At 71.6% G+C, this 22,786-nt stretch carries 22 protein-coding genes; 14 read left to right on the top strand and 8 right to left on the bottom strand.

Features of this window, described 5'->3' with window-relative positions; all coding sequences use genetic code 11:
- The first annotated feature begins 222 nt into the window (after positions 1-222).
- Positions 223-1,236 (top strand): ATP-binding cassette domain-containing protein, encoded by a 1,014-nt coding sequence (locus tag AB0915_RS08235; protein ID WP_366690300.1) that lies wholly within the window; start codon positions 223-225, stop codon positions 1,234-1,236.
- Positions 1,233-2,012 carry an ABC transporter permease gene (locus tag AB0915_RS08240; RefSeq protein WP_366690301.1) on the top strand — a complete coding sequence of 260 codons (780 nt, stop codon included), beginning with the start codon at positions 1,233-1,235 and terminating at the stop codon, positions 2,010-2,012. Before AB0915_RS08235 ends, AB0915_RS08240 begins: the two co-directional genes overlap by 4 nt.
- Positions 2,013-2,032: 20 nt before the next feature.
- On the opposite strand, the gene AB0915_RS08245 is transcribed toward AB0915_RS08240, so the two are convergent.
- From AB0915_RS08245 to AB0915_RS08255, 3 genes are read right to left on the bottom strand one after another with little or no spacing between them, the layout of a single operon-like run.
- Positions 2,033-2,230, bottom strand: a complete 198-nt coding sequence (locus tag AB0915_RS08245) for an abscisic acid-deficient protein Aba4 family protein (RefSeq protein ID WP_366690302.1) — start codon at positions 2,228-2,230, stop codon at positions 2,033-2,035.
- Positions 2,231-2,271: 41 nt separating this feature from the next.
- Positions 2,272-3,114, bottom strand: a complete 843-nt coding sequence (locus tag AB0915_RS08250) for a siderophore-interacting protein (protein WP_366690303.1) — start codon at positions 3,112-3,114, stop codon at positions 2,272-2,274.
- A 46-nt stretch (positions 3,115-3,160) separates the two neighbouring features.
- Positions 3,161-4,069: a 5'-3' exonuclease gene (locus tag AB0915_RS08255; RefSeq protein WP_366690325.1), complete on the bottom strand. Its 909-nt coding sequence runs from the start codon at positions 4,067-4,069 to the stop codon at positions 3,161-3,163.
- A 287-nt stretch (positions 4,070-4,356) separates the two neighbouring features.
- On the opposite strand from AB0915_RS08255, the gene AB0915_RS08260 reads away from it, so the two are divergent.
- The 4 genes from AB0915_RS08260 (at position 4,357) to AB0915_RS08275 (ending at position 8,665) form a co-directional block, all read left to right on the top strand.
- On the top strand, positions 4,357-5,448 hold the full coding sequence (locus AB0915_RS08260) for a glycine betaine/L-proline ABC transporter ATP-binding protein (protein ID WP_366690304.1): 1,092 nt from the start codon (positions 4,357-4,359) through the stop codon (positions 5,446-5,448).
- Complete coding sequence (locus tag AB0915_RS08265) at positions 5,441-7,243, top strand: ABC transporter permease/substrate binding protein (RefSeq protein WP_366690305.1); 1,803 nt, start codon at positions 5,441-5,443, stop codon at positions 7,241-7,243. Before AB0915_RS08260 ends, AB0915_RS08265 begins: the two co-directional genes overlap by 8 nt.
- A 149-nt stretch (positions 7,244-7,392) precedes the next feature.
- Positions 7,393-7,938 (top strand): helix-turn-helix domain-containing protein, encoded by a 546-nt coding sequence (locus AB0915_RS08270; RefSeq protein WP_366132738.1) that lies wholly within the window; start codon positions 7,393-7,395, stop codon positions 7,936-7,938.
- A gap of 7 nt (positions 7,939-7,945) precedes the next feature.
- Positions 7,946-8,665, top strand: a complete 720-nt coding sequence (locus tag AB0915_RS08275) for a helical backbone metal receptor (RefSeq protein ID WP_366690306.1) — start codon at positions 7,946-7,948, stop codon at positions 8,663-8,665.
- On the opposite strand, the gene AB0915_RS08280 is transcribed toward AB0915_RS08275, so the two are convergent.
- Positions 8,604-9,758 carry a TDT family transporter gene (locus tag AB0915_RS08280; protein ID WP_366690307.1) on the bottom strand — a complete coding sequence of 385 codons (1,155 nt, stop codon included), beginning with the start codon at positions 9,756-9,758 and terminating at the stop codon, positions 8,604-8,606. The two genes, AB0915_RS08275 and AB0915_RS08280, sit on opposite strands and share 62 nt — an antisense overlap.
- 70 nt (positions 9,759-9,828) lie before the next feature.
- Here AB0915_RS08280 and AB0915_RS08285 point away from each other — a divergent pair, with 70 nt between their 5' ends.
- Positions 9,829-10,758 (top strand): LysR family transcriptional regulator, encoded by a 930-nt coding sequence (locus AB0915_RS08285; protein ID WP_366690308.1) that lies wholly within the window; start codon positions 9,829-9,831, stop codon positions 10,756-10,758.
- Positions 10,759-10,777: 19 nt separating this feature from the next.
- Here the strand turns inward: AB0915_RS08285 and AB0915_RS08290 are convergent, their stop codons facing one another.
- Complete coding sequence (locus tag AB0915_RS08290) at positions 10,778-11,473, bottom strand: gamma-glutamyl-gamma-aminobutyrate hydrolase family protein (RefSeq protein ID WP_366690309.1); 696 nt, start codon at positions 11,471-11,473, stop codon at positions 10,778-10,780.
- A gap of 92 nt (positions 11,474-11,565) precedes the next feature.
- Positions 11,566-12,306, bottom strand: a complete 741-nt coding sequence (locus AB0915_RS08295) for an FCD domain-containing protein (RefSeq protein ID WP_366690310.1) — start codon at positions 12,304-12,306, stop codon at positions 11,566-11,568.
- 75 nt (positions 12,307-12,381) lie between these two features.
- Here AB0915_RS08295 and AB0915_RS08300 point away from each other — a divergent pair, with 75 nt between their 5' ends.
- From AB0915_RS08300 to AB0915_RS08310, 3 genes are read left to right on the top strand one after another with little or no spacing between them, the layout of a single operon-like run.
- Positions 12,382-13,743, top strand: a complete 1,362-nt coding sequence (locus tag AB0915_RS08300; protein WP_366690311.1) for a glutamine synthetase family protein — start codon at positions 12,382-12,384, stop codon at positions 13,741-13,743.
- Between the two features lie 8 nt (positions 13,744-13,751).
- Positions 13,752-15,143 (top strand): aldehyde dehydrogenase family protein, encoded by a 1,392-nt coding sequence (locus AB0915_RS08305; protein ID WP_366690312.1) that lies wholly within the window; start codon positions 13,752-13,754, stop codon positions 15,141-15,143.
- A 6-nt stretch (positions 15,144-15,149) separates the two neighbouring features.
- Entirely contained in the window at positions 15,150-15,938 is a 789-nt protein-coding gene (locus AB0915_RS08310; RefSeq protein ID WP_366690313.1) for a 3-oxoacyl-ACP reductase, read from the top strand.
- Positions 15,939-16,174: 236 nt separating this feature from the next.
- Here AB0915_RS08310 and AB0915_RS08315 read toward each other — a convergent pair whose 3' ends face one another.
- The gene (locus tag AB0915_RS08315; RefSeq protein ID WP_366690314.1) at positions 16,175-17,377 is read right to left on the bottom strand and encodes an amino acid deaminase/aldolase; all 1,203 of its coding nucleotides are present in this window, start codon (positions 17,375-17,377) and stop codon (positions 16,175-16,177) included.
- Positions 17,378-17,949: 572 nt separating this feature from the next.
- Between AB0915_RS08315 and AB0915_RS08320 the strand changes: the two genes are divergently transcribed.
- The 3 genes from AB0915_RS08320 (at position 17,950) to AB0915_RS08330 (ending at position 21,078) form a co-directional block, all read left to right on the top strand.
- Positions 17,950-18,846, top strand: a complete 897-nt coding sequence (locus tag AB0915_RS08320; RefSeq protein ID WP_366690326.1) for a hypothetical protein — start codon at positions 17,950-17,952, stop codon at positions 18,844-18,846.
- Positions 18,843-20,048, top strand: a complete 1,206-nt coding sequence (gene mycP / locus AB0915_RS08325; protein ID WP_366690315.1) for a type VII secretion-associated serine protease mycosin — start codon at positions 18,843-18,845, stop codon at positions 20,046-20,048. The genes AB0915_RS08320 and mycP overlap by 4 nt, the downstream gene beginning before the upstream one ends.
- Before the next feature lie 301 nt (positions 20,049-20,349).
- Positions 20,350-21,078 carry an SseB family protein gene (locus AB0915_RS08330; RefSeq protein ID WP_366690316.1) on the top strand — a complete coding sequence of 243 codons (729 nt, stop codon included), beginning with the start codon at positions 20,350-20,352 and terminating at the stop codon, positions 21,076-21,078.
- Between the two features lie 188 nt (positions 21,079-21,266).
- Here the strand turns inward: AB0915_RS08330 and AB0915_RS08335 are convergent, their stop codons facing one another.
- Positions 21,267-21,629 carry a DUF1844 domain-containing protein gene (locus AB0915_RS08335; RefSeq protein WP_037700593.1) on the bottom strand — a complete coding sequence of 121 codons (363 nt, stop codon included), beginning with the start codon at positions 21,627-21,629 and terminating at the stop codon, positions 21,267-21,269.
- A 341-nt stretch (positions 21,630-21,970) separates the two neighbouring features.
- Here AB0915_RS08335 and infC point away from each other — a divergent pair, with 341 nt between their 5' ends.
- Positions 21,971-22,684, top strand: coding sequence for a translation initiation factor IF-3 (infC, locus tag AB0915_RS08340; protein WP_366690317.1), 714 nt, complete (start codon positions 21,971-21,973; stop codon positions 22,682-22,684).
- Positions 22,685-22,786 lie beyond the last annotated feature (102 nt).

Here is a 22,786-nt window from a genome sequence, read left to right on the forward strand (position 1 = left end):
GAGCGGTACCGAAGAAGCAGCGACAAGCGGTACCGGAGAAAGAGAAAGACCCCGGCAGGAGCTGTTGGAGCAGCTCCCGCCAGGGTTTCGAACCCCGGACCGGCCATGCCGTGAGGGCGAGCCAGGCGATCGAGGTGCGGCACACTCAGGATAGCCCGGCTCTCTTCACGCGGATCGGTTCGGCATGCCCGAACACCCCGCTGACCACAGGAGAGCTCCGTCATGAGCACCCGTGCGCCCGCAGTAGAGGCGCGACAACTGATCAAAACCTATCCCGGCGATGTCACCGCACTGAACGGTATGGATCTCACCGTCGGTGCCGGCACGGTATTCGGACTCCTCGGCCCCAACGGCGCCGGGAAGTCCACCACCGTCAAGATCCTCACCACCCTCGCCCGCCCCGACTCCGGCGCCGCGAGCGTCGCCGGACACGACGTGCTGCGCCAACCCGACCGGGTCCGGCGCGTGATCGGCGTCGTCGCCCAGAAATCCGGTGCCGACCCGGTCGCCACCGGCCGGGAGAACCTGCTGCTGCAGGGCAGGTTGTACGGGATGCGGGGCGCCGCGGTCCAGCGCCGCGCCGATGAACTGCTGGACCGCTTCGACCTCGCAGACGCGGGGAAGCGGCAGGTCAAGGGGTACTCCGGTGGAATGCAGCGGCGCCTGGACGTGGCGCTCGGTCTGGTCCACCGCCCCGAGGTGCTCTTTCTGGACGAGCCCACCACCGGACTCGACCCCGAGGCCCGTACGGCCATGTGGGACGAGATCGCCCGGCTGGCCGGCGACGAGGGCCTGACCATTGTGCTCACGACGCACTACCTGGAGGAGGCCGACCGGCTCGCCGAACGCATCGCGATCGTCGACCGCGGCCGGATCGTCGTCGAGGGCACCCCCGACGAACTCAAGGGCGAACTCCGCGGCGACGCCGTCCACATGGAGCTGCGCACCGACGGAGACCATGCGACGGTCACCGCCGCGCTCACCGGACTGCCCGGGGTGTACGAGGTACTGGCCGATGGCCGCCGGGTCAGCGTCCGCGCCGAGGACGGTGCCGCCGCCGTCCCCGTACTGCTCGGCGCCCTGGACCGGGCCGGCGCGACGGTCGTCGCCGCCACCGTCGCCCGCCCCTCCCTCGACGACGTCTATCTGCGCTACGCCGGACGCCGCTTCTTTGAGGCCGAGGCCGCAGGCGCCCAGCAGATCCCCGCCACGGTCGCCGCAGGAGGCACCCGATGAGCAGCCACGTCATCGCCCAGACCTGGTACATGACCCAGCGTCACCTCACGGCGATCATCAGGCAGCCGGTCTTCCTGGCGATCTCCCTGGTCCAGCCGGTGATCTGGCTGTTCCTCTTCGGCAACCTCTTCAAGAAGGTCGTCGAGCTCGGCGGCTTCGGCACCACGTCCTATCTGGACTACCTGATCCCCGGCATCGTTGTGATGAGTGCCCTCGGATCGAGCATGTGGGCCGGAATGGGCACCCTGGAGGAGATCGAGCGGGGCACGCTCAACCGCTTCCTGACCACCCCGGTCAGCCGGAACGCGCTGATGAACGCCAACGTCGTGCAGAACGGCATCAGTACCGCCGTCCAGTCGGTCATCATCGTGCTGCTCGGCTGGGCCGCCGGTGCGACGTACCCGGGCGGCGCGGGTGGGCTGCTGATCCTGCTCGTCGCCTCGATCCTGCTCGGTACGGTCTTCGGCGCGCTCTCCAACGCGCTGGGGATGCTGGTCCGCCAGCGTGAGTCGATCATCGGTATCAACACGTTCCTGCTGCTGCCGCTGACCTTTCTCTCGTCCTCGTTCATGGCGCCGAGCCAGATGCCGTCCTGGATGCGGCAGATCGCCGACTTCAACCCGGTCAACTGGGCGATGGTGGCGGGCCGTTCGGCACTGACCGCCGATCCCGACTGGGGGCTGGTGCTCAGCCGCGGGGGAGCGCTGCTCGTCCTCGCGGCGGTGGCGGTCTGGCTGTCGACCCGCACCTTCCGCTCGTACCAGAAGTCCGTCTGACGGTGCGTGCGGCCGCGGGGTCAGGAAAGTGCCGCGTCGTGGAACCGGTCCGGGGAGGTCTCCCCGGGCCGGCTCTTCGGCATCCGCGCCGCGCGCAGCACCGGAAAGACCAGCAGGCCGAACGGCGACAGCAGAATCGTCAGCACCAGCAGAGGGCTCATCACCAGCGCGGGGACACCCAGCCGGCGGCCCTCCAGGAACATCCACTGGCCGAGCACCGGGGCGTGGATGTCCGCCTCAGGTGCCCGGGCCGGGCGGCCTACGCGGCGCTCTCCTGCTCCCGCTCCACCTGCTCGTTCCACTCGCGCTTCACCGAGCGCCACGCGTCGTCGTTCTGGCCGAGGCGCCAGTAGCCGGAGATCGACAGCTGGGGTAGCGGGATCTGCCGGTCGAGCCGCAGATGGCGGCGGATCTCCTTCACGAAGCCCGCCTCGCCGTGCACGAACGCCTGCACCCGGCCCACCGGGAACTCCAGGGACTTCACGGCCGCGGTCAGCGCCTCGCCGACCGGGCGGTCGCCACGGTGCAGCCAGGTCAGCTCGACCCCGTCGGCCGTCACGATCTTCTGCTCCTCGGACGCGTCCGCCACCTCGATGTAGGCGTGTGCCACCGCACCCGCGGGCATCTGCTCCAAAGCCGCCGCGATCGCCGGCAGGGCGCTCTCGTCACCGGCCAGCAGGTGCCAGTCCGCCGACGCGTCGGGTCCGTAACCGCCGCCGGGACCCAGGAAGGTCACCTGGTCACCCGGAGCGGCGCGGAGCGCCCACGGGCCCGCCAGGCCCTCGTCGCCATGGACCACGAAGTCGATCGCCAGCTCCCGGGCGACCGGGTCCCAGGAACGCACCGTGTAGGTACGGGTGGTCGGCCACAGCTCGCGCGGATACTCCTCGCGGATCCGGGTCATGTCGAACGGGTGCGCGTAGTCGGCGCCCTCGGGCGCGAAGCACAGCTTGACGTAGTGGTCGGTGAACCCGGACAGCGCGAAGCCGGCCAGGCCGTCACCGCCGAGCACCACCCGCACCATGTGCGGGGTGATCCGCTCGGTGCGCAGGACCTGGGCCCCCTGCGCCGTGGGGGCCTGCCGCGCCGGTCGTTCTGCCACGAGGTTCTCCCTGCTCCAGGTGCTTAGGCTTGCCTAAGTTAGCACCTCAGGTCCGGAGCGTGGAGAGCAGCCGCTGCAGGGCACCGCCCAGTCCCCACCGGCCGGCCAGCGCTTCGAGGGCGGCGGGGTCGCGCGGCTCGGTGGGCAGCGCCGGATCGAAGGCGGGCAGCGGCACGTCACCCGCGACCCGGACCACGGTCGGCGCGACGGCCACGTAGTCCCGTGCCTCGTCGAGCCGCTTGCGCTGCGAGGGTGTGAGTTTCGCCGCCGGATCGTCCACCGCGGCCATGATCCCGGTCAGATCACCGAAGGCGTCCAGCAGTTTCGCCGCCGTCTTCTCACCGATGCCCGGGACCCCCGGCAGCCCGTCGCTGGGGTCGCCGCGGAGCAGCGCCAGATCGGCATAGCCCGAGCCGTCCACCCCGTATTTCTCGCGCAGCCACGCCTCGTCCGTCAGCTGCAGCGACCCGACCCCCTTCAGCGGGTAGAGGACCCGCACCTCACGGGCGTCGTCGACCAGCTGGTAGAGGTCCCGGTCGCCGGTCACGATGTCCACCGGGCCGGTGGCGAGACCGGTCAGCGTGCCGATCACGTCGTCCGCCTCGTAGTCCGCGGCACCGACCCGGGCGATCCCGAGCGCGTCGAGCACGTCCTCGATGATCGGGACCTGCGGCGCCAGTGTGTCGGGGGTCTCCTCCTCGTCGGGCAGCCCGTCGGCGGTCTCCACCGCGACCCGGTGCGCCTTGTACGAGGGGATCAGTTCGACCCGCCAGTGCGGCCGCCAGTCCGCGTCCATGCAGGCCACCAGGTCGTCCGGCCGGTGGTCCTGGACGAGCCGCCCGATGAAGTCGAGCAGACCGCGCACGGCGTTCACCGGTGTGCCGTCCGGTGCGCGTACCGAGTCGGGGACCCCGAAGTATGCGCGGTAGTAGAGGGAAGCGGTGTCGAGGAGCATCAGGCGTCGCGTCACACCCCGATCATGCCGCACCGCACTGACACCGACCCAGAAGTGAACTGGGTCACTGTCTTGTTTGGCCCGGGTAAGTGCGGGCAGGCGCGCCATCGGAGCGGACCACGTCGCCATTTCCACCGCAGCGCGTGCCAAGCGGACCGAATCCGCGCCGCTCCACGGTCTGCCGGAGGGGGTGGCAGACCGTTTTCGGTTCAACGCGTGAGGTGTATGTGTCAAGGCTGCAAGCCGACCATCTGTACAAGGTGTTCGGCAGACGACCCGATCAAGCCGTGCAGAAGCTCGAGAGCGGCACGGACCGCAACGCGCTGCGCGCCGACGGAACGACCGCAGCGGTGATCGACGCCTCGTTCACCGTGGAGCCGGGCCAGATCTTCGTCGTGATGGGTCTGTCCGGATCCGGCAAGTCCACGTTGCTGCGGATGCTCAACGGGCTGCTGGACCCCACAGCCGGACGCGTGCTGTTCGACGGCCAGGACCTGACCGCCCTGAGCCCCCGCGAACTCCGCGCCGTGCGCTCCTCGAAGATCAGCATGGTCTTCCAGCACTTCGCCCTGTTCCCGCACCGGAGCGTCCTGGAGAACGCCGCGTACGGCCTCGAAGTACAGGGTGTGCCGCGCGCCGAGCGCGAGAAGCGCGCCGCCGAGGCGCTGGAGCTGACCGGCCTCGCCGGCTGGGAGAAGTCCTGGCCCGACGAGCTGTCCGGCGGTATGCAGCAGCGCGTCGGGCTGGCCCGCGCGCTCGCCACCGACGCCGACCTGCTCCTGATGGACGAGTCGTTCAGCGCGCTGGACCCGCTGATCCGCCGCGACATGCAGGACCAGCTGCTCGAACTGCAGAAGCGGCTGAAGAAGACCATCGTCTTCATCACCCACGACCTCAACGAGGCCATGCGCCTCGGTGACCGGATCGCCGTGATGCGGGACGGGAGGATCGTCCAGCTGGGTACCGCCGAGGACATCCTCGTCACCCCCGCCAATGACTACGTCGCCTCCTTCACCCAGGACGTCGACCGCTCCCGGGTGCTGACGGCGGGCGCCGTCATGGCCGAGCCGCACACCGTCATGGGCACCACGGGCGACGACGGCAAGGAACTCCGTACGCCCGACGACGTCCTCAGGGCGGCGCCGGCCACGGTCTCCGAATCCACGCCGATCATCGAGCTGTTCACGCCGTGCTCACGCAGTGGTGTCGCGGTCGCCGTGACCGACGCCAAGGGCGAGCTCGTCGGGGTCGTACCCCGGTCCCGGCTGCTTGCCGTCCTCGGCGAGCCGATGACCCCCATCGAGCTCGCGCAGGACGCCACGACCCTTGCGAAGCAGGACGCCACGACCACTGCGAAGAAGGTGGCCGCCGATGTTTAGGCTCCCGCTCGGTGAATGGGTGAACAGTGCGGTCGACTGGCTGCAGACCCACCTGGCCTGGCTGTTCGACGCGATCAGCGCCGCCGTCGGCGGCATGTTCGACGGCATAGCCGCCGTCCTCTCCGCCCCCGCCCCGCTGCTCTTCGCGGGCATCGTCGCCGTCATCGCCTGGTGGCTGCGCGGTCTGCTCGCGGGTGTTCTCGCCTTCGTGGGCTTCGCGCTCATCGACTCGGTCGAGCTGTGGGACGAAGCGATGGACACCCTCACCCTGGTGCTCGTCGCGACCATCGTCACGCTGGTCCTGGCCGTCCCGCTCGGCATCTGGGCGGCGCGCTCCAAAACGGTGTCCGCGGTGATCCGGCCGGTCCTCGACTTCATGCAGACCATGCCCGCCATGGTCTATCTGATCCCCGGCGTCATCTTCTTCGGCGTCGGCGTCGTGCCCGGCATCATCGCCACCATCATCTTCGCGCTGCCCCCGGGCGTCCGGATGACCGAGCTCGGTATCCGCCAGGTCGACGGTGAACTCGTCGAGGCGGCCGAGGCCTTCGGCACCACCTCGCGCAACACCCTGCTGCGGGTGCAGCTGCCGCTCGCCCTGCCCACGATGATGGCGGGCATCAACCAGGTCATCATGCTCGGCCTGTCCATGGTGGTCATCGCCGGCATGGTCGGCGGCGGCGGCCTCGGCGGCTCCGTCTACCGCGCCATCGGCAACGTCGACGTCGGCCTCGGCTTCGAGGCGGGCATCTCCATCGTCATCCTGGCGATGTACCTGGACCGGATGACCAGCGCGCTGGGCCGCGAGGTCTCCCCCCTGGGCCGCCGCGCCCTCGCCAAGGCCCAGTCGGTGGCCGGCGGACTGAAGATCTGGAACCACCGTCCGCAGCCCGCCGTCGCGGTCGTCGGCGTCGTCGTCCTCGCGCTCGTCGCCGGTGGCATGGGCATCTTCGGCTCGTCGAAGCAGGACACCGGTGCCGCCACCGACGCATCGAACGTCGGCAAGGGCCAGAAGATCAGCATGGGATACATCCCGTGGGACGAGGGCATCGCCTCCACCTTCCTCTGGAAGGAGCTGCTGGAGCAGCGCGGCTTCGAGGTCGACGTGAAGCAGTACGAGGCCGGCGCGCTCTACACCGGCATGGCGAACGGCCAGATCGACTTCGAGACCGACTCCTGGCTCCCGGTCACCCATGCCACGTACTGGAAGAAGTACCGGGACCGACTGGAGGACATGGGCTCCTGGTACGGCCCCACCTCCCTGGAGCTGGCCGTCCCCTCGTACGTGAAGGGCGTCGACTCGCTCGACGACCTCAAGGGCAGGGCGGCCGACTTCAAGGGCCGCGTCGTCGGCATCGAGCCGAGCGCCGGTGAGACCGGGCTGCTCAAGGACAAGATCCTGCCGGGGTACGGCCTCGACAAGGAGTACAAGGTCGTCGACGGCTCCACGCCCTCGATGCTCGCAGAGCTGAAGCGTGCCTACGCCAAGAAGGAACCGATCGTCGTCCCGCTCTGGTCGCCGCACTGGGCATACAACCAGTACGACCTCACCAAGCTCAAGGACCCCAAGAACCTCTGGGGCAAGGGCGACGGCATCCACACCCTGACGCGCAAGGGCTTCTCCGACGACAACCCGCGCGTCGCCGGCTGGCTGAAGAACTTCAAGATGACCGAGGACCAGCTCACCAGTCTTGAGGCGAAGATCCAGACGACCGGCAAGGGCAAGGAGCAGGACGCGGTCCGCGCCTGGCTGAAGGAGAACCCGGGCTTCGCCGACAAGATGACGCCCCAGTAGGGTCTGAAGCACCGTGAAGGGGTGGCACCGCCGGTCGGCGGTGCCACCCCTCCCGGCTGTTCCGGCATTCATTTACCGGCCGTTCTTGCCCGACGTTGTGCGTAAGGTGCTGGCAGCCGGAAGGATGGCGAGTCGGGAGGGAGCCGGACATGGACGACAAGGACACACTCCGCGTGGGCGCCGCGGTTCGCCGACGACGCAGAACCCTGGGGCTGACACTGGCCGCGGTCGCCGGCCGCAGCGGCCTGTCCGTGCCGTTCCTCAGCCAGATCGAGAACGAGCGGGCTCGGCCCAGCGCCCGGTCACTGGACCGGGTGGCCGACGCCCTGGAGACCACCACGGCCCGGCTGCGCGCCGCCGCGGACTCGGCGCGCGCCGTCGACGTGGTCCGCGCGGGCGAGGACGACGGGGTACGCAGAGTGGTGCGCGGGCGGCACCAGCTCAGCGCGCTGGAGTTCACCGGCGAGATAGACCTCGGGCGGGAGTTCCAGCACCGGAACGACGAGGTGATGTACGTCGCGGAGGGCGCCGCCGAGGTGGAGGCGGAGGGGCAGGCGTACCGGCTGGAGCGCGGCGACACGCTGTTCCTGTCGGGCGGGGTACGGCACCGCTGGCGGGCCACGATGCCGGGCACCCGGCTGCTGGTCGTCGCGGTCGCCGAGCACATCGACGCCACGAACGACCCGAGGCGCTGAGACACCGGTGCCCGTGGAACGTGTCGTCTCCCTCGTCCCGTCGCTCACCGAGGCCGTCGCCGCCACCGCCCCCGGCCTCCTCGTCGGCGTCACCGACTGGTGCACCCATCCGGCCGGTCTGACCGCCGCACGCATCGGCGGCACCAAGAACCCCGATGTGGCCGCGGTCCTCGCGCTCCGCCCGAATCTCGTCCTCGCCAACGAGGAGGAAAACCGCGCACCCGACCTCGCCGCGCTCCGGGCGGCCGGGATCACGGTCCTTGTCACCGAGATCCGCACCCTCGACCAGGCCTTCACCGAACTGCACCGAGCCCTGGTGACCGGCTGCGGGCTGGGCCGGCCCGAGTGGCTCGACGCGGCCGAGGCCGCCTGGGCGGCGCTCCCGCCGCCCGCCTCCGTACCGCGCCGCGCCATCGTGCCGATCTGGCGCCGGCCCTGGATGGTGCTCGGACGCGACACCTTCGCCGGTGATCTGCTCGCCCGGCTGGGCGTGCGGAACGTGTACGCGGACCACGCCGAGCGCTACCCGCGCATCCCGCTCGACGAGCTCAACGCGACCGGCGCCGACCTGGTCGTGCTGCCCGACGAGCCGTACCGCTTCACCGCCACCGACGGACCCGAGGCGTTTCCCGCGCTGCCCGCCGCGCTCGTCGACGGGCGGTATCTCACGTGGTACGGGCCGTCACTGGCTGCGGCGCCTGCGGCGCTGCGAGCAGCGCTCCGCTGAACAGTCCGCGCAGCGTACGGACCCCGGCCAGGGCCCAGGCCGTCACCAGCAGCACGTACAGTGCGACGGCCAGCCAGGTGAACGCCGTCAGGCCGGTGTGCCGGGCCAGCCCCGCGGCGCCCGTGACACAGGTGCCGACCGGGAAGGTGAAGCCCCACCAGGTCATGCTGAACGTCATGCCGCCCCGTGCCGCGCGCACCACCATCGACGCGGCCAGCGCCAGCCACAGGAGCGCGAATCCCATCACCGGCACCCCGTACAGCACGGCGAACGCCCCGAGCGCGGAGGCGTACGGCGCCCCGATCGCCCCCGGCGCCACATTGGCGAGCTGACCGACCGCGGTGGTCGACTGGCCCAGCGGACCGAGGACCAGGAACAGCGTGGGGGTCAGGGCGAGGGGCAGCGGACCGTGGTGGACGAGCCGCGCGAAGATCAGCGGCAGCATCACCAGCGTCGCCAGCAGGCTCAGTCCGAACATCGCGTAGCAGGCCAGCAGCATCGCCTCCTGCCACTGACCGGAGGGCAGCTCCGGCACCAGCAGCGGGCCGAGTGCCGCGGAGACCATCGGCGCCACCACCGGCAGCAGCCAGACCGGCGACGCGGTCCCGGGCGCCGGACGGTGGCGTACGACCATCAGATACGGGATCGCGACCGCGACGGTCAGGCCGATCGCCGTGCCCGCGCTGTAGAGCACCACGTCCACGGCGAGGGCGGCTCGATGCCCGAGAACATCCCGGCCGACCACCATGGTGGAGCCGCCGACGGCCAGCAGCGCCATCGAGAGGCAGCCGTAGAACGGGGCGACGGCCGGGTCGAGGAGATGGGCGCGGGCCTGGTCGCGGTGGGCGGACCAGTGCCCGGCGCGGGCGGCGAGAACCGCGGCGAGCAGCACCGCCGCGAGCGCCCACACCACCGTGCAGGCCGCCCGCAGCCCGGGCACGTGCACGGGAAGCGCCGCGCCCGCGCTGGCCACGATGGCCGTGCCCATGACCGTCGCGTACCAGTTGGGGCCGAGGTACTGCAGAGAAGGAAGCCGCACAGCGGCGGAGTGCGGGGCGCTCGTCTGTGCGCGGGTCTGGGGAAAGATGGCCATGCCACGATCTTTGTTCCGGAGGCCGTCCCCCACCAGGGAGCTTGTCCCTATGAGGTCATAAGCTGACTTTATGTCCAGCGACGCGCCCGCACCCGTTCTCCTGTCCCACCGGGTCCCCGACCTCGGAGCGCTGGAGCTGCTGCTCGCCGTCGCCCGGCACGGCAGCCTGGGACGCGCGGCACGGGACGTCGGCATCACCCAGCCCGCCGCCAGCAGCCGCATCCGGTCGATGGAGCGACAGCTCGGTGTGGCCCTCCTCGACCGGTCGCCGCGCGGCTCCCGGCTCACCGACGCGGGCGCGCTCGTCACCGACTGGGCGCGCCGGATCGTCGAGGCCGCCGAGGCGTTCGACGTGGGCGCGCAGGCGCTGCGCGACCGGCGCGACTCGCGGCTGCGGGTCGCCGCCTCCATGACCATCGCCGAGTATCTGCTGCCGGGCTGGCTGATCGCCCTGCGCGCCGAACGGCCGGACACCGCGGTCTCGCTGCTCGCGGGCAACTCGGCGGCGGTCGCGGGGCGGCTGCTCGTCGGCGAGGCCGACCTCGGATTCGTGGAGGGGCTGTCCATACCGGAGGGCCTCGACGGCACGGTCATCGCGCACGACCGCCTCGTCGTCGTGGTCGCCCCGTCCCATGCGTGGGCCCGCCGCCGCACGCCGCTGACCCCGCAGGAACTGGCCGCGACCCCACTGATCCTGCGCGAGCGCGGCTCCGGCACCCGACAGGTCCTGGACGCGGCACTGGCCGTGCACGGCGGGCTGGCGCAGCCACTGCTCGAACTCTCCTCGACGACAGCGGTGAAGGGCGCGGCGGAGAGCAGTGCGGGGCCGTGCGTCCTGAGCGAACTGGCGCTGGGGGAGGAGCTGTCCTCGCGGCGGCTGGTGAAGATCCCGGTGGCGGGGGTACGGCTCCGGCGTCAACTGAGGGCGGTCTGGCCTTCGGGGCACCGTCCCACGGGCCCGGCTCGCGACCTGCTCGCGCTGACGGCGCGCGAGGCGTAGCCCGCCGATCGGCGCACGGTCAGCCCCGCATCGACGCCGCCACCAGTGCCCGCATCACCCGCAGGTCGTCCCCCATCTCCGGATGCCACTGCACCCCCAGCGCCCACCGGGCCCCCGGCAGTTCGACCGCCTCGACCGTGCCGTCCGCCGCGTGGGCCGACGCCACCAGGTCCGGAGCGAGCCGGTCCACGGCCTGGTGGTGGTAGGTCGGTACGAGGGACTCCTCAGGCACGATCGACGCGTAGCGCGTCCCCGGGACCGGCGTCACGAGGTGCTCGCCGAAGGCCCCGGCCGCGCCCAGCGGGTTGGTGTGCCCGTCCAGGTGCTGGACGAGGGTGCCGCCGAACGCCACGTTCAGCAGCTGCATGCCGCGGCAGATGCCGAGCAACGGCGTACCGGACTCCAGCGCGGCACCGATCAGGGCCAGCTCCCACGCGTCGCGTTCCCGGGCCGGGGGACCGGTCCTGGCATCGCGCTCCGCGCCGTAGCGTACGGGCTCGACGTCGGCGCCGCCAGCGACGACGAGACCGTCCAGCCGGGCCACGGCGGCCGCCGCCCGTGCCGGGTCGTCCGGCGACAGCAGGGCGGCGAGACCGCCGGAGCGCTGGACCAGCCGCGGATAGGCGGACGGGAGCAGGGCAGCGGGGAGCTCCCAGACACCCCAGCGGGCGACCGGCTCCAAGTAGGTGGTGACGCCGATGAGCGGTACGGACATGGCGGAGCCCTCCGGTCGGCCGCCTGCGGGCGGACCCGGTTCAATGGTGCTGAGAAATACCTTTGCGTTCCGGTGGGCTGCCGCGCAAGCGGTCAGGCCAGGAATCCGCGCAGCAGCGCCGCCGTGCCCGCGCAGTGTTCGCGCATCAGGGCCCGTGCCGCCTCGGCGTCCCCGTCGAGCACGGCTTCGACGAGCGCGGTGTGCTGATGCTGTGAGTGCTCAAGGTTCCGCACGAGCAGCGGTATGCAGTCCAGCAGGTCGTTCACCGTGGCCCGGACGGCCGCGTACTGCGCGGCCAGCGTGGCGGATCCGGACAGTTCCGCGAGTGTCAGGTGCAGGAGCGTGTCGCGCCTGCGGTAGTCGGGCAGAGGTGCATCGTGTGTCGCAGCCAGAGCCGTACGCAGTCGTTCCACGCCCTCGTCGGTCAGCCCGTGCAAGGCGCACAGCTCGGCCGCCCCGGTCTCCAGCACCTCGCGGAAGCGCAGGACGTCCTCGACGTCGACGGCCGCCACCCGGCGGCGCAGCTCGTCCTCGCCGGGGCTGCCGGTGCGCGGGAGCACGAACGTACCGCCGTACCTCCCGCGTCTGCTCTCCACCAGCCCCTGGTCCTGCAGCACCTTCAGGACCTCCCGCAGGGTGACGCGGCTGATCCCGAGCCGCTCGGCGAGCTCGCGCTCCGCGGGCAGCCGCTCGCCACCCGGCACCAGACCGAGCCTGACCACCTGCAGGATCTGTTCGAGTGCTTCCTCGAAGCCGTTCCCCGCCCGCACGGGCCGCAGGACAGGCCGCAGCGCCGGCTGCGGTCCCTCGATGGGCTCGCTTCCCTCCGCCACGTCCCGGCTTCCCTTCCCAACAATGGTTCTCACGCCTACCTTATGACTTCCGGCTGACCGAAGGAGGATCTTCCCGTGGCAGACCGCACACCCCCGCTCGCGGTCGAGGAGCTACGGCTTCTCGTCGAGAGCGGTGAGATCGACACCGTTGTCCTCGCCTTCCCCGACATGCAGGGGCGGCTGCAGGGCAAGCGGTTCGCCGCCGCCTTCTTCCTCGAAGAGGTCATGGAGCACGGCACCGAGGGGTGCAACTACCTGCTCGCCGTCGACACCGACATGAACACCGTCGACGGCTTCGCGATGTCCTCCTGGGAACGCGGATACGGCGACTTCGCCATGCACGCCGACCTCACGACCCTGCGCCGGTTCCCCTGGAACGACGGCACGGCCATGGTCATCGCCGACCTCGCCTGGGAGGACGGCTCGCCCGTCGTCGCCGCCCCCCGCCAGATCCTCCGCCGTCAGCTGCAGCGCCTCGCCGAGCACGGTCTCACCGCCCAGGCGGGCACCGAGCTCGAATTCATCGTCTTCAAGGACACCTACGAACAGGCCTGGAACCGCAACTACCGCGATCTGACCCCGGCCAACCAGTACAACGTCGACTACTCGGTCCTCGGCACCGGCCGCATCGAGCCCCTGCTGCGCCGCATCCGCAACGAGATGGCGGCCGCGGGCCTGACCGTCGAGTCCGCCAAGGGCGAATGCAACCCAGGCCAGCACGAGATCGTGTTCCGTTACAAGGAGGCCCTGGTCACCTGTGACCAGCACGCCGTCTACAAGACCGGTGCCAAGGAGATCGCCGCCCAGGAGGGCGTCGCGCTCACCTTCATGGCCAAGTTCAACGAGCGTGAGGGCAACTCCTGCCACATCCACCTCTCCCTCCAGGACGCCGACGGACGCAACGTCATGGCAGGCGAACAGGGCGGCATGTCACCGGTGATGCGCCACTTCCTCGCCGGACAGCTCGCCGCCCTGCGCGACTTCTCCCTGCTCTACGCGCCGAACATCAACTCGTACAAACGCTTCCAGCCCGGCTCGTTCGCCCCGACCGCCGTCGCCTGGGGCCACGACAACCGCACCTGTGCCCTCCGTGTCGTCGGCCACGGCCGCTCGACGCGGTTCGAGAACCGGCTGCCCGGCGGTGACGTCAACCCGTACCTCGCCGTCGCCGGAATGATCGCCGCCGGCCTGCACGGCATCGAGCAGAAGCTCGAACTCCCCGACCCCTGCGAGGGCAACGCCTACACCGCCGCGTACGACCACGTTCCCACCACACTCCGCGAAGCCGCCGACCTCTGGGAGAAGAGCGACCTGGCCAGGGCGGCCTTCGGCGAGGACGTCGTCGCGCACTACCGCAACATGGCGCGCGTCGAACTCGAGGCCTTCGACGCCGCGGTGACCGACTGGGAGCTCCGACGCGCCTTCGAACGTCTGTGAGGAACGACGTGACCACCGAGATCACCAAGACCGCCGAGATCACCGAGCACCTGGTTCTCGACCCCTCGACCGAGGAAGTCGTGGCGACCGTCCAGGCCACCACCGCCGCCGAGGTCGACGCGGCCGTCGTACGGGCAGCCGCCGCCCAACGCGCCTGGGCGGCGATGGCCCCCGCCGACCGCGCCCGGCTGCTGCGCCGCTTCGCCGTCGTCGTCGACGAACACCGCGAGGAACTGGCCCGGCTGGAGGTCCACGAGGCCGGTCACACCCTCGCCAACGCCCGCTGGGAGGCGGGCAACGTCCGCGACCTGCTCGACTTCGCCGCCGGGGGAGTGGAGCGGCTGAGCGGCCGGCAGATCCCGGTCCCCGGCGGCATCGACCTCACTCTGCTCGAACCCCTCGGTGTCGTCGGCGTGATCGCCCCGTGGAACTTCCCCATGCCGATCGCCGCCTGGGGCACCGCCCCCGCGCTCGCCGCGGGCAACGCCGTCATCCTCAAACCCGCCGAGACCACCCCGCTCACCGCACTGCGGCTCGCCCGGCTGGCCGTGGAAGCGGGCCTTCCTGAGCACCTCTTCCAGGTGCTGCCCGGCGCGGGCGACGTGGCGGGCAACGCCCTCGTCGAGCACCCCGGCGTCGCCAAGATCGTCTTCACCGGCTCCACCCGCGTCGGCAAACAGATCATGGCCAGGTGCGCCGCGCGCGTGAAGCGGCTGACCCTCGAACTCGGCGGCAAGAGCCCCAACATCGTCTTCGCCGACGCCGACATCGAGGCCGCCGCGGCAGCCGCCCCCATGGCGTTCCTCGACAACGCGGGCCAGGACTGCTGCGCCCGCACCCGTATCCTCGTCGAACGCTCCGTCCACGACCGCTTCCTCGGACTTCTCGCCCCCGCCGTCGCCTCGGTCGTCGTCGGCGACCCGGCCGACGAGAAGACCCGGATGGGCCCGCTGATCTCCCGGACCCAGCTGGAACGCGTACGCTCGTACGTCCCCGAGGGCGCGAGCGCGATCCGCGGCAGCGCCCCCGAGGGCCCCGGATTCTGGTTCCCGCCCACCGTGCTGACCGACGCCGACCCGGACTCCCCGGCGGCCACCGAAGAAGTCTTCGGACCGGTCGCGGTCGTCCTGCCCTTCGAGGACGAAGCGGACGCCGTACGACTCGCGAACACCACCGAGTACGGCCTCGCCGGCTCGCTCTGGACCCGTGACGTCGGCCGCGCGCTGCGCGTTTCCCAGGCGGTCCGGGCCGGGAACCTGTCCGTCAACTCCCACTCCAGCGTCCGCTACTGGACCCCGTTCGGCGGCTACAAGCAGTCCGGTCTCGGCCGGGAACTCGGCCCCGACGCCCTCACCGCCTTCACCGAAACCAAGAACGTCTTCATCAGCACGGAGGCCTGAACCGGCATGACCACAGACACCGAGAACATCTGCCGCCGCCTGGTCGGCCGCACCGCCGTCATCACCGGCGCCGGCAGCGGCATCGGCCTCGCCACCGCCCGCCGCCTGGCGTCCGAGGGCGCCCACGTCGTCTGCGCGGACATCGACGAGAACGCGGGCAAGGCCGCGGCCGAGGAGGCGGGCGGCCTCTTCGTACGCACCGATGTCACCGACCCCGAACAGGTCGAGGCGCTCTTCAAGGCCGCCTACGACACCTACGGCTCCGTCGACATCGCCTTCAACAACGCGGGCATCTCGCCGCCCGACGACGACTCCATCCTCACCACCGGGCTCGAGGCATGGAAGCGCGTCCAGGACGTCAACCTCACCTCCGTCTACCTCTGTTGCAAGGCCGCCCTGCCCTACATGCGACGGCAGGGCCGCGGCTCGATCATCAACACCGCGTCCTTCGTGGCGATCATGGGGGCGGCCACCAGCCAGATCTCGTACACCGCGTCCAAGGGCGGCGTCCTCGCCATGTCCCGCGAGCTCGGTGTGCAGTTCGCCCGCGAAGGCATCCGGGTCAACGCACTCTGCCCTGGGCCGGTCAACACCCCGCTGCTCCAGGAGCTGTTCGCCAAGGACCCGGAGCGCGCGGCCCGCCGGCTGGTGCACATCCCGATCGGCCGGTTCGCCGAGGCGACGGAGATCGCCGCCGCGGTCGCGTTCCTCGCCAGCGACGACTCCTCGTTCGTCAACGCCACCGACTTCCTCGTCGACGGCGGAATCTCCGGCGCGTACGTCACGCCCGTCTGATCCCGTCCGCTCCGTGCGGGACGACGCTCCGGGCAGGCGCCCGCGTACGCCTCAAGCAGCCTGCCCGGAGCCCCCGTTGACAGCGGAAGTCCAGAGTGGAGGCATGAGCGGCGCGACCCCGCCCGGCCGGTATCCGGACGCCGCCGCACCGGGGCACCGACCGAGGGTGGGACGGCACCGCATGGACCGCCCACACCCACCCGGGCGCCGCCGCACTCCCCGCCTCGGCCGACAGGTCAGAGGAACGTCTGCCCCTCGCCCCGGTACGTCGGCACCGTCGCCGTCACCCGGTCGCCCTCGATCAGCTGCAGCTCGTCGAAACGCTCGCACAGCTCACCGGCCTTCGCGTGCCGGAACCACACCTTGTCGCCGATCAGCAGATCGTCGGCCGGGGCGCCGAGCAGCGGCGTCTGCACCTCGCCCGGACCCTCCTGCGGGTCGTAGCGCAGCCCCTCCGGCAGATACGGGACAGGCAGCCGGTCCGCACCCGCGGCCCCCGATGCCGGATAGCCGCCGCCGAGCACCGTCACCACACCCACGCCGGGCCGCCGCACCACGGGCTGCGCGAACAGCGCCGCCGGGCGGGCGGTGAACGACGTGTAGTTGTCGAACAGCCGCGGTACGTAGAGCCCCGACCCGGCCGCGATCTCGGTCACCGCGGACTCCGCCGCCGTGTGCTGCACGCTGCCCGTACCGCCGCCGTTCACGAACTCCAGGTCCGGCGCCACCGTGCGCACCGCCCGGACCGCCTCCGCCCGGCGGGCCGCCAGCTCCTTGCGGGACGTCGCCTGCATCAGCCGGATCGCCCGGGACCGCAACGGCCGGCCCGCGACCGCGTCCCCGACCCCGGCGATGTGCCCCTCGTACGCCATCAGACCGACCAGCCGGAAACCGGGCCTGCGCGCCACCGAGCGCGCCAGCTCCGCCAGCTGGGCGGGGGAGCGCAACGGCGAACGCCGCGCCCCGATCCTGACCCGGCCGCCGAGCAGCTGCAGCGAGGCGTCCAGCTCCAGACAGACCCGGATCTCCTCCTGGCCACCGGCCCGCGCCGCGTCGATCAGTTCCAGCTGTGCGTGGTCGTCCACCATCACCGTCACCGCGGCGGCAAGCTTCGGGTCGGCGGCCAGCTCGGCGAAGGCGGACCGGTCGGCCGACGGGTAGGCCAGCAGGACGTCGTCGAACCCGGCCCGGGCCAGCCACAGCGACTCGGCCAGAGTGAACGACATGATCCCGGCGAAGCCCGGCCGTGCGAGCACCCGCTCCAGCAGGGTCCGGCAGCGCACCGACTTGCTCGCGACCCGGATCGGCTTGCCCGCTGCCCGGCGGACGAGGTCGTCGGCGTTCGCGTCGAAGGCGTCCAGATCGACGACGGCGATCGGGGCGTCGAGGTGCGCGGTGGCCCGGTCGTAGCGGGTCCGGTCAGCGGCGCGGGCAGTCATGGCCGCAGCTTGCCAGACACCACTACCGCTGGGTAGGGGGACGATCCGGGCAGATCCCAAGGGGCAGCGGCGCCCCGCTCCCACCCGACCCTTCCCAGCCCGTAGAGTGACGGGCACGCGGTCACCAACGGGCCTGCCTGTGAAGGTGATCCGCGAGCGGTACGGAACGTGGACCAGGGGGGCGGATGAGTACCGAGGCGCAGCGCGCTCCCGTGCCGCCCCGCCCGACGACGCCGCCCCGCCCGGCCGGCCCCCCGGACGAGCCGGGCCGGACGGCGGAGCCATCCGCCCCGGCCCTGCCCACCGCGTCCCCGGCCCAGGCGACCCCGGGCCCGAATCCGGCGCAGCATCCCGTTCCACTGCAGAGCCAGAGCCAGAGCCAGAGCCAGGACCGGACCGAGAGCCGGCCCCAGAACCCGGCCCCGGAGCAGAGGCCCGTGGAGACGACCACCCGGCTCCGTCCCGTGAGTCCGATGGCCGCCCCCACCCCCACTCCCGGCCCCGCCCCCGCACCCCCGCCGCCCCGGCCCGAGGTGCCGCCCGCCGCTACCCGCCGTCGGCCGGTCGGTGCCGTGGATCTCACACCGCGGCCCGGCGCGATACCGCCCCCGCCGTACACGGGTGGCCATCTCCCGTACCCCCACGGAAACCGCCCGTACCCCGCCCCCGAGACGCCCGCCGAGACCACCACCCGGCTGCGCCCCGTCCCCACCCGTCACCCGGCCAGGGCCGCGGCCGCCGCGGCCTGTGTCGTGCTCGGGCTCGGGCTGATCGGCGGCGCGGTCACCGGGGCCTATCTCACCAGCGAGTCCTCCGCCGATCCCGGCGCCCGTGACCCCTACGTCACCGGCCGCACCGCCTGGCGTGACATCCCCGTGGACACCCTCTTCCCGCGCACCCTCAAGGGCGAAGGCGCGGGTCCCGGCGGTGCGGACCGGGTCTGGACCCGGATCGGCGTCGCCCCGGACAGTGGCTGCACGAGCGGGCTCGACCCCCTGCTCCTCAAGGCGCTCCGACCGGTCGGCTGCGAACGGCTGCTGCGAGCCACGTACGCCGACGCCACGTCCAGCAGCGTCACCACGGTCGGCATGGTCTTCACCGAGGGCGGAACGGACGAGATGAGGGCGCTGAGCACTCGCTTCACCGACCAGCACCTCGACATCCGCACCGACCTCATGCCCCGTACGTACGCCGTCAAGGACACCGCTGCCGCCGGGTTCGGCGACGGACAGCGCGCCACCTGGACCGTTCATGTGCTGACCGAGGTACCGGTCGTCGTGTTCGCCGTCTCCGGCTTCGCCGACGGGCGTACGGTCACCCACCCGCAGCCCGTCGCCAAGGCGCTGGCCGCGGACTCCACGGCGGCCGTGGCGCAGGCAGGTCTCGGTCATGAGGCCAAGGGCATCGCCGACCGGATCGAGCGCGGGCTGCGCCGCACCGTCACCGACCTCTCGGAGAAGCCGCGATGAGCAGCCGACGCCGTCACCGCCGCGCACTCGGCGCGGTCTGCGCCGCCACCGCGTTCGCGCTGCTGCCCGCCGTCCCCGCCCGCGCGGACACGATCCGGCCCCAGCAGTGGGGCCTCCAGGCGCTCCACACCGACCGGGCCTGGCAGACCACCAGGGGCAAGGGGATCACCGTCGCCGTCGTCGACACCGGGGTCGACGGAAGCCTCCCCGACCTGGCGGGCCAGGTGCTGCCCGGCAAGGACATGATCGGTTTCGGTGCGGGGCGCGGCGACCGTTCCTGGGCCCGGCACGGCACCGCGATGGCCGGCATCATCGCGGGCCGCGGTCACGGCGTCGGCCGCGGCGACGGGGTGCTCGGCATCGCCCCGGAGGCGAAGATCCTTCCGGTCCGGGTGATCCTCGAAGCTTCCGACCCGTCCCGTGCCAAGGCCCGCGAGTCCCGCGGTACGGCCCTGGCCGACGGCATCCGCTGGGCCGCCGACCACGGCGCCGACGTCATCAACCTCTCCCTCGGCGACGACAGCGAGTCCGCGCACCCCGAGGGCGGTGAGGACGCCGCCATCCAGTACGCGCTGAAGAAGGGCGCCGTCGTCGTCGCGTCGGCGGGCAACGGGGGCGAGAAGGGCGACCACATCTCGTATCCCGCCGCCTACCCCGGTGTGATCGCGGTCGCCGCCGTCGACCGGTACGGCACGCATGCGGCGTTCTCCACCCGCCGCTGGTACGCCACCGTCAGCGCCCCCGGCGTCGACATCGTCGTCCCGTCCCCCGACCGTCACTACTACATCGAGTGGGGAACCTCGGCCGCCTCGGCGTTCGTCTCCGGCGCGGTCGCGCTGGTCCGAGCCGCCCACCCGGGGCTGTCGCCCGCCCAGGTCAAGAAGCTCCTCATGGACACCGCGCGCGACTCACCCGAGGGCGGCCGCGACGACTCCCGGGGCTACGGTATCGTCGACCCGGCTGCCGCGATCAAGGCGGGGGGCACGCTCAGCCCGGCCGGGATCAAAACAGATTCGGCCGCGTCCGCCGACTCCGCGAAGGCCGGCTACAGCAAGCGGTACTTCGGTCCCGGCCCCACCTCGCGGCACAAGGACGAAGCTCCCGTCGGCTGGCTCGCCCCGGTCGCGGGCGGCCTCGGAGCCGTACTGCTGGCGCTGGCCGTGCTGCTGTGGCGCGGCAGGAAGCCCTCCGTGCGCCGCTGAGGCAGAGCCGGGGCCGCGCTCACCGCGCCTCGTCGAGCACCGTCACCGTGGCCTTCGCGACCGACTCCACCCGCTCGATGCCCGTCTCCTTCGGCGGCTGCCCGGCGGAGAGCAGCGCCACCAGATACGTGTGCCCGTCGGTTTACCTGCCCGATGCTGTCGATGTCCCACGGCCCGGTGGCGCTCCGGGGCATCCAGCCGTTCTTCAAAGGCATGGAGCGGACGCTGGGAAGAGGATCTGGTAGAGGGCTGTGGCGCACCTGAGGACATCGTGAGAAACCGCACCGACTAGGCTCGCCGTGTGGCGATGAAGAACATTCCGGACCCCGGTTACTCCGACGACGACGGCGCGGCCGACCCCGCACTCACCGCGGCGCTCGCCGCCTGGGCCGAGGACCGGACGGCCGTCGGCCCGGTCCTCGAAGCGCTCAAGGGAACCAGGCTCCTGGTCCCCGTCGTCGCCGTCCTCGGGGAGGTGGAGGAGGACGAAGCCGGGCTGCGCCGGGAGAAGACCAGTGACATGGCCGTCCCCACCCTCCAGGCCGGTGACCGTCGCGCACTGCCCGCTTTCACCTCGACCGCCTCGCTGGCCCGCTGGGACCCGAAGGCCCGCCCCGTCGCCGTACCCCTGCACCAGGCGCTGCAGGCGGCCGCACACGAGAAGGCGGACACGGTCGTGCTCGACCTCGCCGGTCCCGTGGCGTACGAACTGACCGGCTCCGCGCTGCTCGCCCTTGCCGAGGGCCGTACCAGCGCCGACCCGCTGGACGACCCGGCGGTCACCTCCGCGGTACGCGACGCGGTCGCCGCCGAGCCCGCCGTGCTCCGCGCCCACCTCGTCCCGGGACGGTCGGGAGGCACTCTCGCCCTGGTCCTGGCGCCCGAAGCGGCCCCCGCCGAGACGGCCCGCCGGGTTGCGGAATCGCTCGCCGCCGACGAGGTCCTGCGGGCACGCCTGGTGCGGGGCCTGGACCTCGCGCTGCTTCCGGCCGACACGATCGCGCCCGGTGAGCCCCTCTTCACACGCTGATCACCCGACCGGCCCGACGCGCGCGAACAGCCGCACCGGCGGTGTGGTCGCGGCTCCGGTGGACCTGCTGACCCACCCCGCCCCGGGGTGTGCGGAGTTCAGCAGGGCGTGACGCGGGGATGCAGTGAGCCCCTGCCCGTCCGGGCAGGGGCTCACGGTCGTACGGAGGGGAGGAGAGGGGCGGCGGCTCAGCCGAAGACGGGGCCGGTGTACTTCTCGCCGGGGCCCTGGCCCGGCTCGTCCGGCACCAGCGAGGCCTCGCGGAACGCCAGCTGCAGCGACTTCAGTCCGTCCCGCAACGGCGCCGCGTGGAACGAGCTGATCTCCGTGGCGCTCGCGTCCAGCAGGCCGGCCAGGGCGTGGACCAGCTTGCGGGCCTCGTCGAGGTCCTTGTGCTCGTCGCCGTCCTCGGTGAGGCCGAGCTTCACGGCGGCCGCGCTCATCAGGTTGACGGCGACCGTCACGATCACCTCGACCGCGGGGACCTCGGCGATGTCGCGGGTCATGTCGTCGAAGCCGGGGGTTTCACTGCTGGGGGTCGCGTCACTCATGCGCCATACGATAGGCCCACGCCGGCCCGGCTCCGTCTGCGGGAGTGGGCTGCGGCAGCCGGTTAGCGCCCGCCCTGGGGAGCTGCTAACCTGGTGTAACGACCGGCTGGGCAATTATGAGCCCGGCCCACAAGTGGAGGCTCCGATCTCCCACCTGACCATCCTCCGGGACGGCAGGTCACCGGTCAGGTGGCGCCCATCGTTCCGTACGGACGATGGAGCCGCCCGATAGCCCCGCGGTTGGCCGCGGCGGTGTTCCGGTTTTCCAGGAGCCCCGCCTGTGTCCCGTCCGGGGCATTTTTCATGCACTGGTGCGGTTGGTCTCACGAAACAGACGTTACGTGGCTGTCCGCCAGGCGGCCGCGTGGTGCTACCGAGGAGGATCCATCAGCGCCGAGCCCCGCATCAACGACCGGATTCGCGTTCCCGAGGTGCGACTTGTCGGTCCCAGCGGCGAGCAGGTCGGGATTGTTCCGCTTGCCAAGGCCCTGGAACTCGCACAGGAGTACGACCTCGACCTGGTCGAGGTGGCGGCGACCGCCCGTCCGCCCGTGTGCAAGCTCATGGACTACGGGAAGTTCAAGTACGAGTCGGCCATGAAGGCCCGTGAGGCGCGCAAGAACCAGGCGCACACGGTCATCAAGGAGATGAAGCTCCGGCCGAAGATCGACCCGCACGACTATGACACCAAGAAGGGTCACGTCGTCCGGTTCCTCAAGCAGGGCGACAAGGTCAAGATCACGATCATGTTCCGTGGTCGTGAGCAGTCCCGCCCTGAGCTGGGCTTCCGTCTGCTCCAGCGTCTCGCTTCGGACGTCGAGGAACTCGGCTTCATCGAGTCGAACCCGAAGCAGGACGGCCGGAACATGATCATGGTTCTGGGCCCGCACAAGAAGAAGACCGAAGCCATGGCCGAGGCCCGTGAGGCCCAGGCCGCCCGCAAGGCCGGGCGTCAGGGTTCCACCCCGGACGCCGAGGCTGCTGCGGAAGAGACTGCCCAGGCTCCGGCCGAAGCGCAGCCCGAGGCTTCGGCCGAGACACCTTCCGAGGCGTGACCTCAGGGGGCGCCACCCAGGCGGCCCCGGGTCCCCTCGGGATCCCCACCAAGATCTGACGCCCCTGCTGTCCGGTGCCTGCACCGCGAGGGGCGCCACTTA

This window comes from Streptomyces sp. NPDC048411, assembly GCF_040704695.1.
In the GTDB taxonomy this organism is placed as follows: Bacteria; Actinomycetota; Actinomycetes; order Streptomycetales; family Streptomycetaceae; genus Streptomyces.

Coding starts and splice junctions, on each gene's coding strand:
- AB0915_RS08235 (WP_366690300.1), top strand. CDS start 223: ATGAGCACCCGTGCGCCCGCAGTAGAGGCGCGACAACTGATCAAAACC.
- AB0915_RS08240 (WP_366690301.1), top strand. CDS start 1,233: ATGAGCAGCCACGTCATCGCCCAGACCTGGTACATGACCCAGCGTCAC.
- AB0915_RS08255 (WP_366690325.1), bottom strand. CDS start 4,069: ATGCTCCTCGACACCGCTTCCCTCTACTACCGCGCATACTTCGGGGTC.
- AB0915_RS08265 (WP_366690305.1), top strand. CDS start 5,441: ATGTTTAGGCTCCCGCTCGGTGAATGGGTGAACAGTGCGGTCGACTGG.
- AB0915_RS08270 (WP_366132738.1), top strand. CDS start 7,393: ATGGACGACAAGGACACACTCCGCGTGGGCGCCGCGGTTCGCCGACGA.
- AB0915_RS08280 (WP_366690307.1), bottom strand. CDS start 9,758: ATGGCCATCTTTCCCCAGACCCGCGCACAGACGAGCGCCCCGCACTCC.
- AB0915_RS08285 (WP_366690308.1), top strand. CDS start 9,829: ATGTCCAGCGACGCGCCCGCACCCGTTCTCCTGTCCCACCGGGTCCCC.
- AB0915_RS08290 (WP_366690309.1), bottom strand. CDS start 11,473: ATGTCCGTACCGCTCATCGGCGTCACCACCTACTTGGAGCCGGTCGCC.
- AB0915_RS08310 (WP_366690313.1), top strand. CDS start 15,150: ATGACCACAGACACCGAGAACATCTGCCGCCGCCTGGTCGGCCGCACC.
- AB0915_RS08315 (WP_366690314.1), bottom strand. CDS start 17,377: ATGACTGCCCGCGCCGCTGACCGGACCCGCTACGACCGGGCCACCGCG.
- mycP (WP_366690315.1), top strand. CDS start 18,843: ATGAGCAGCCGACGCCGTCACCGCCGCGCACTCGGCGCGGTCTGCGCC.
- AB0915_RS08335 (WP_037700593.1), bottom strand. CDS start 21,629: ATGAGTGACGCGACCCCCAGCAGTGAAACCCCCGGCTTCGACGACATG.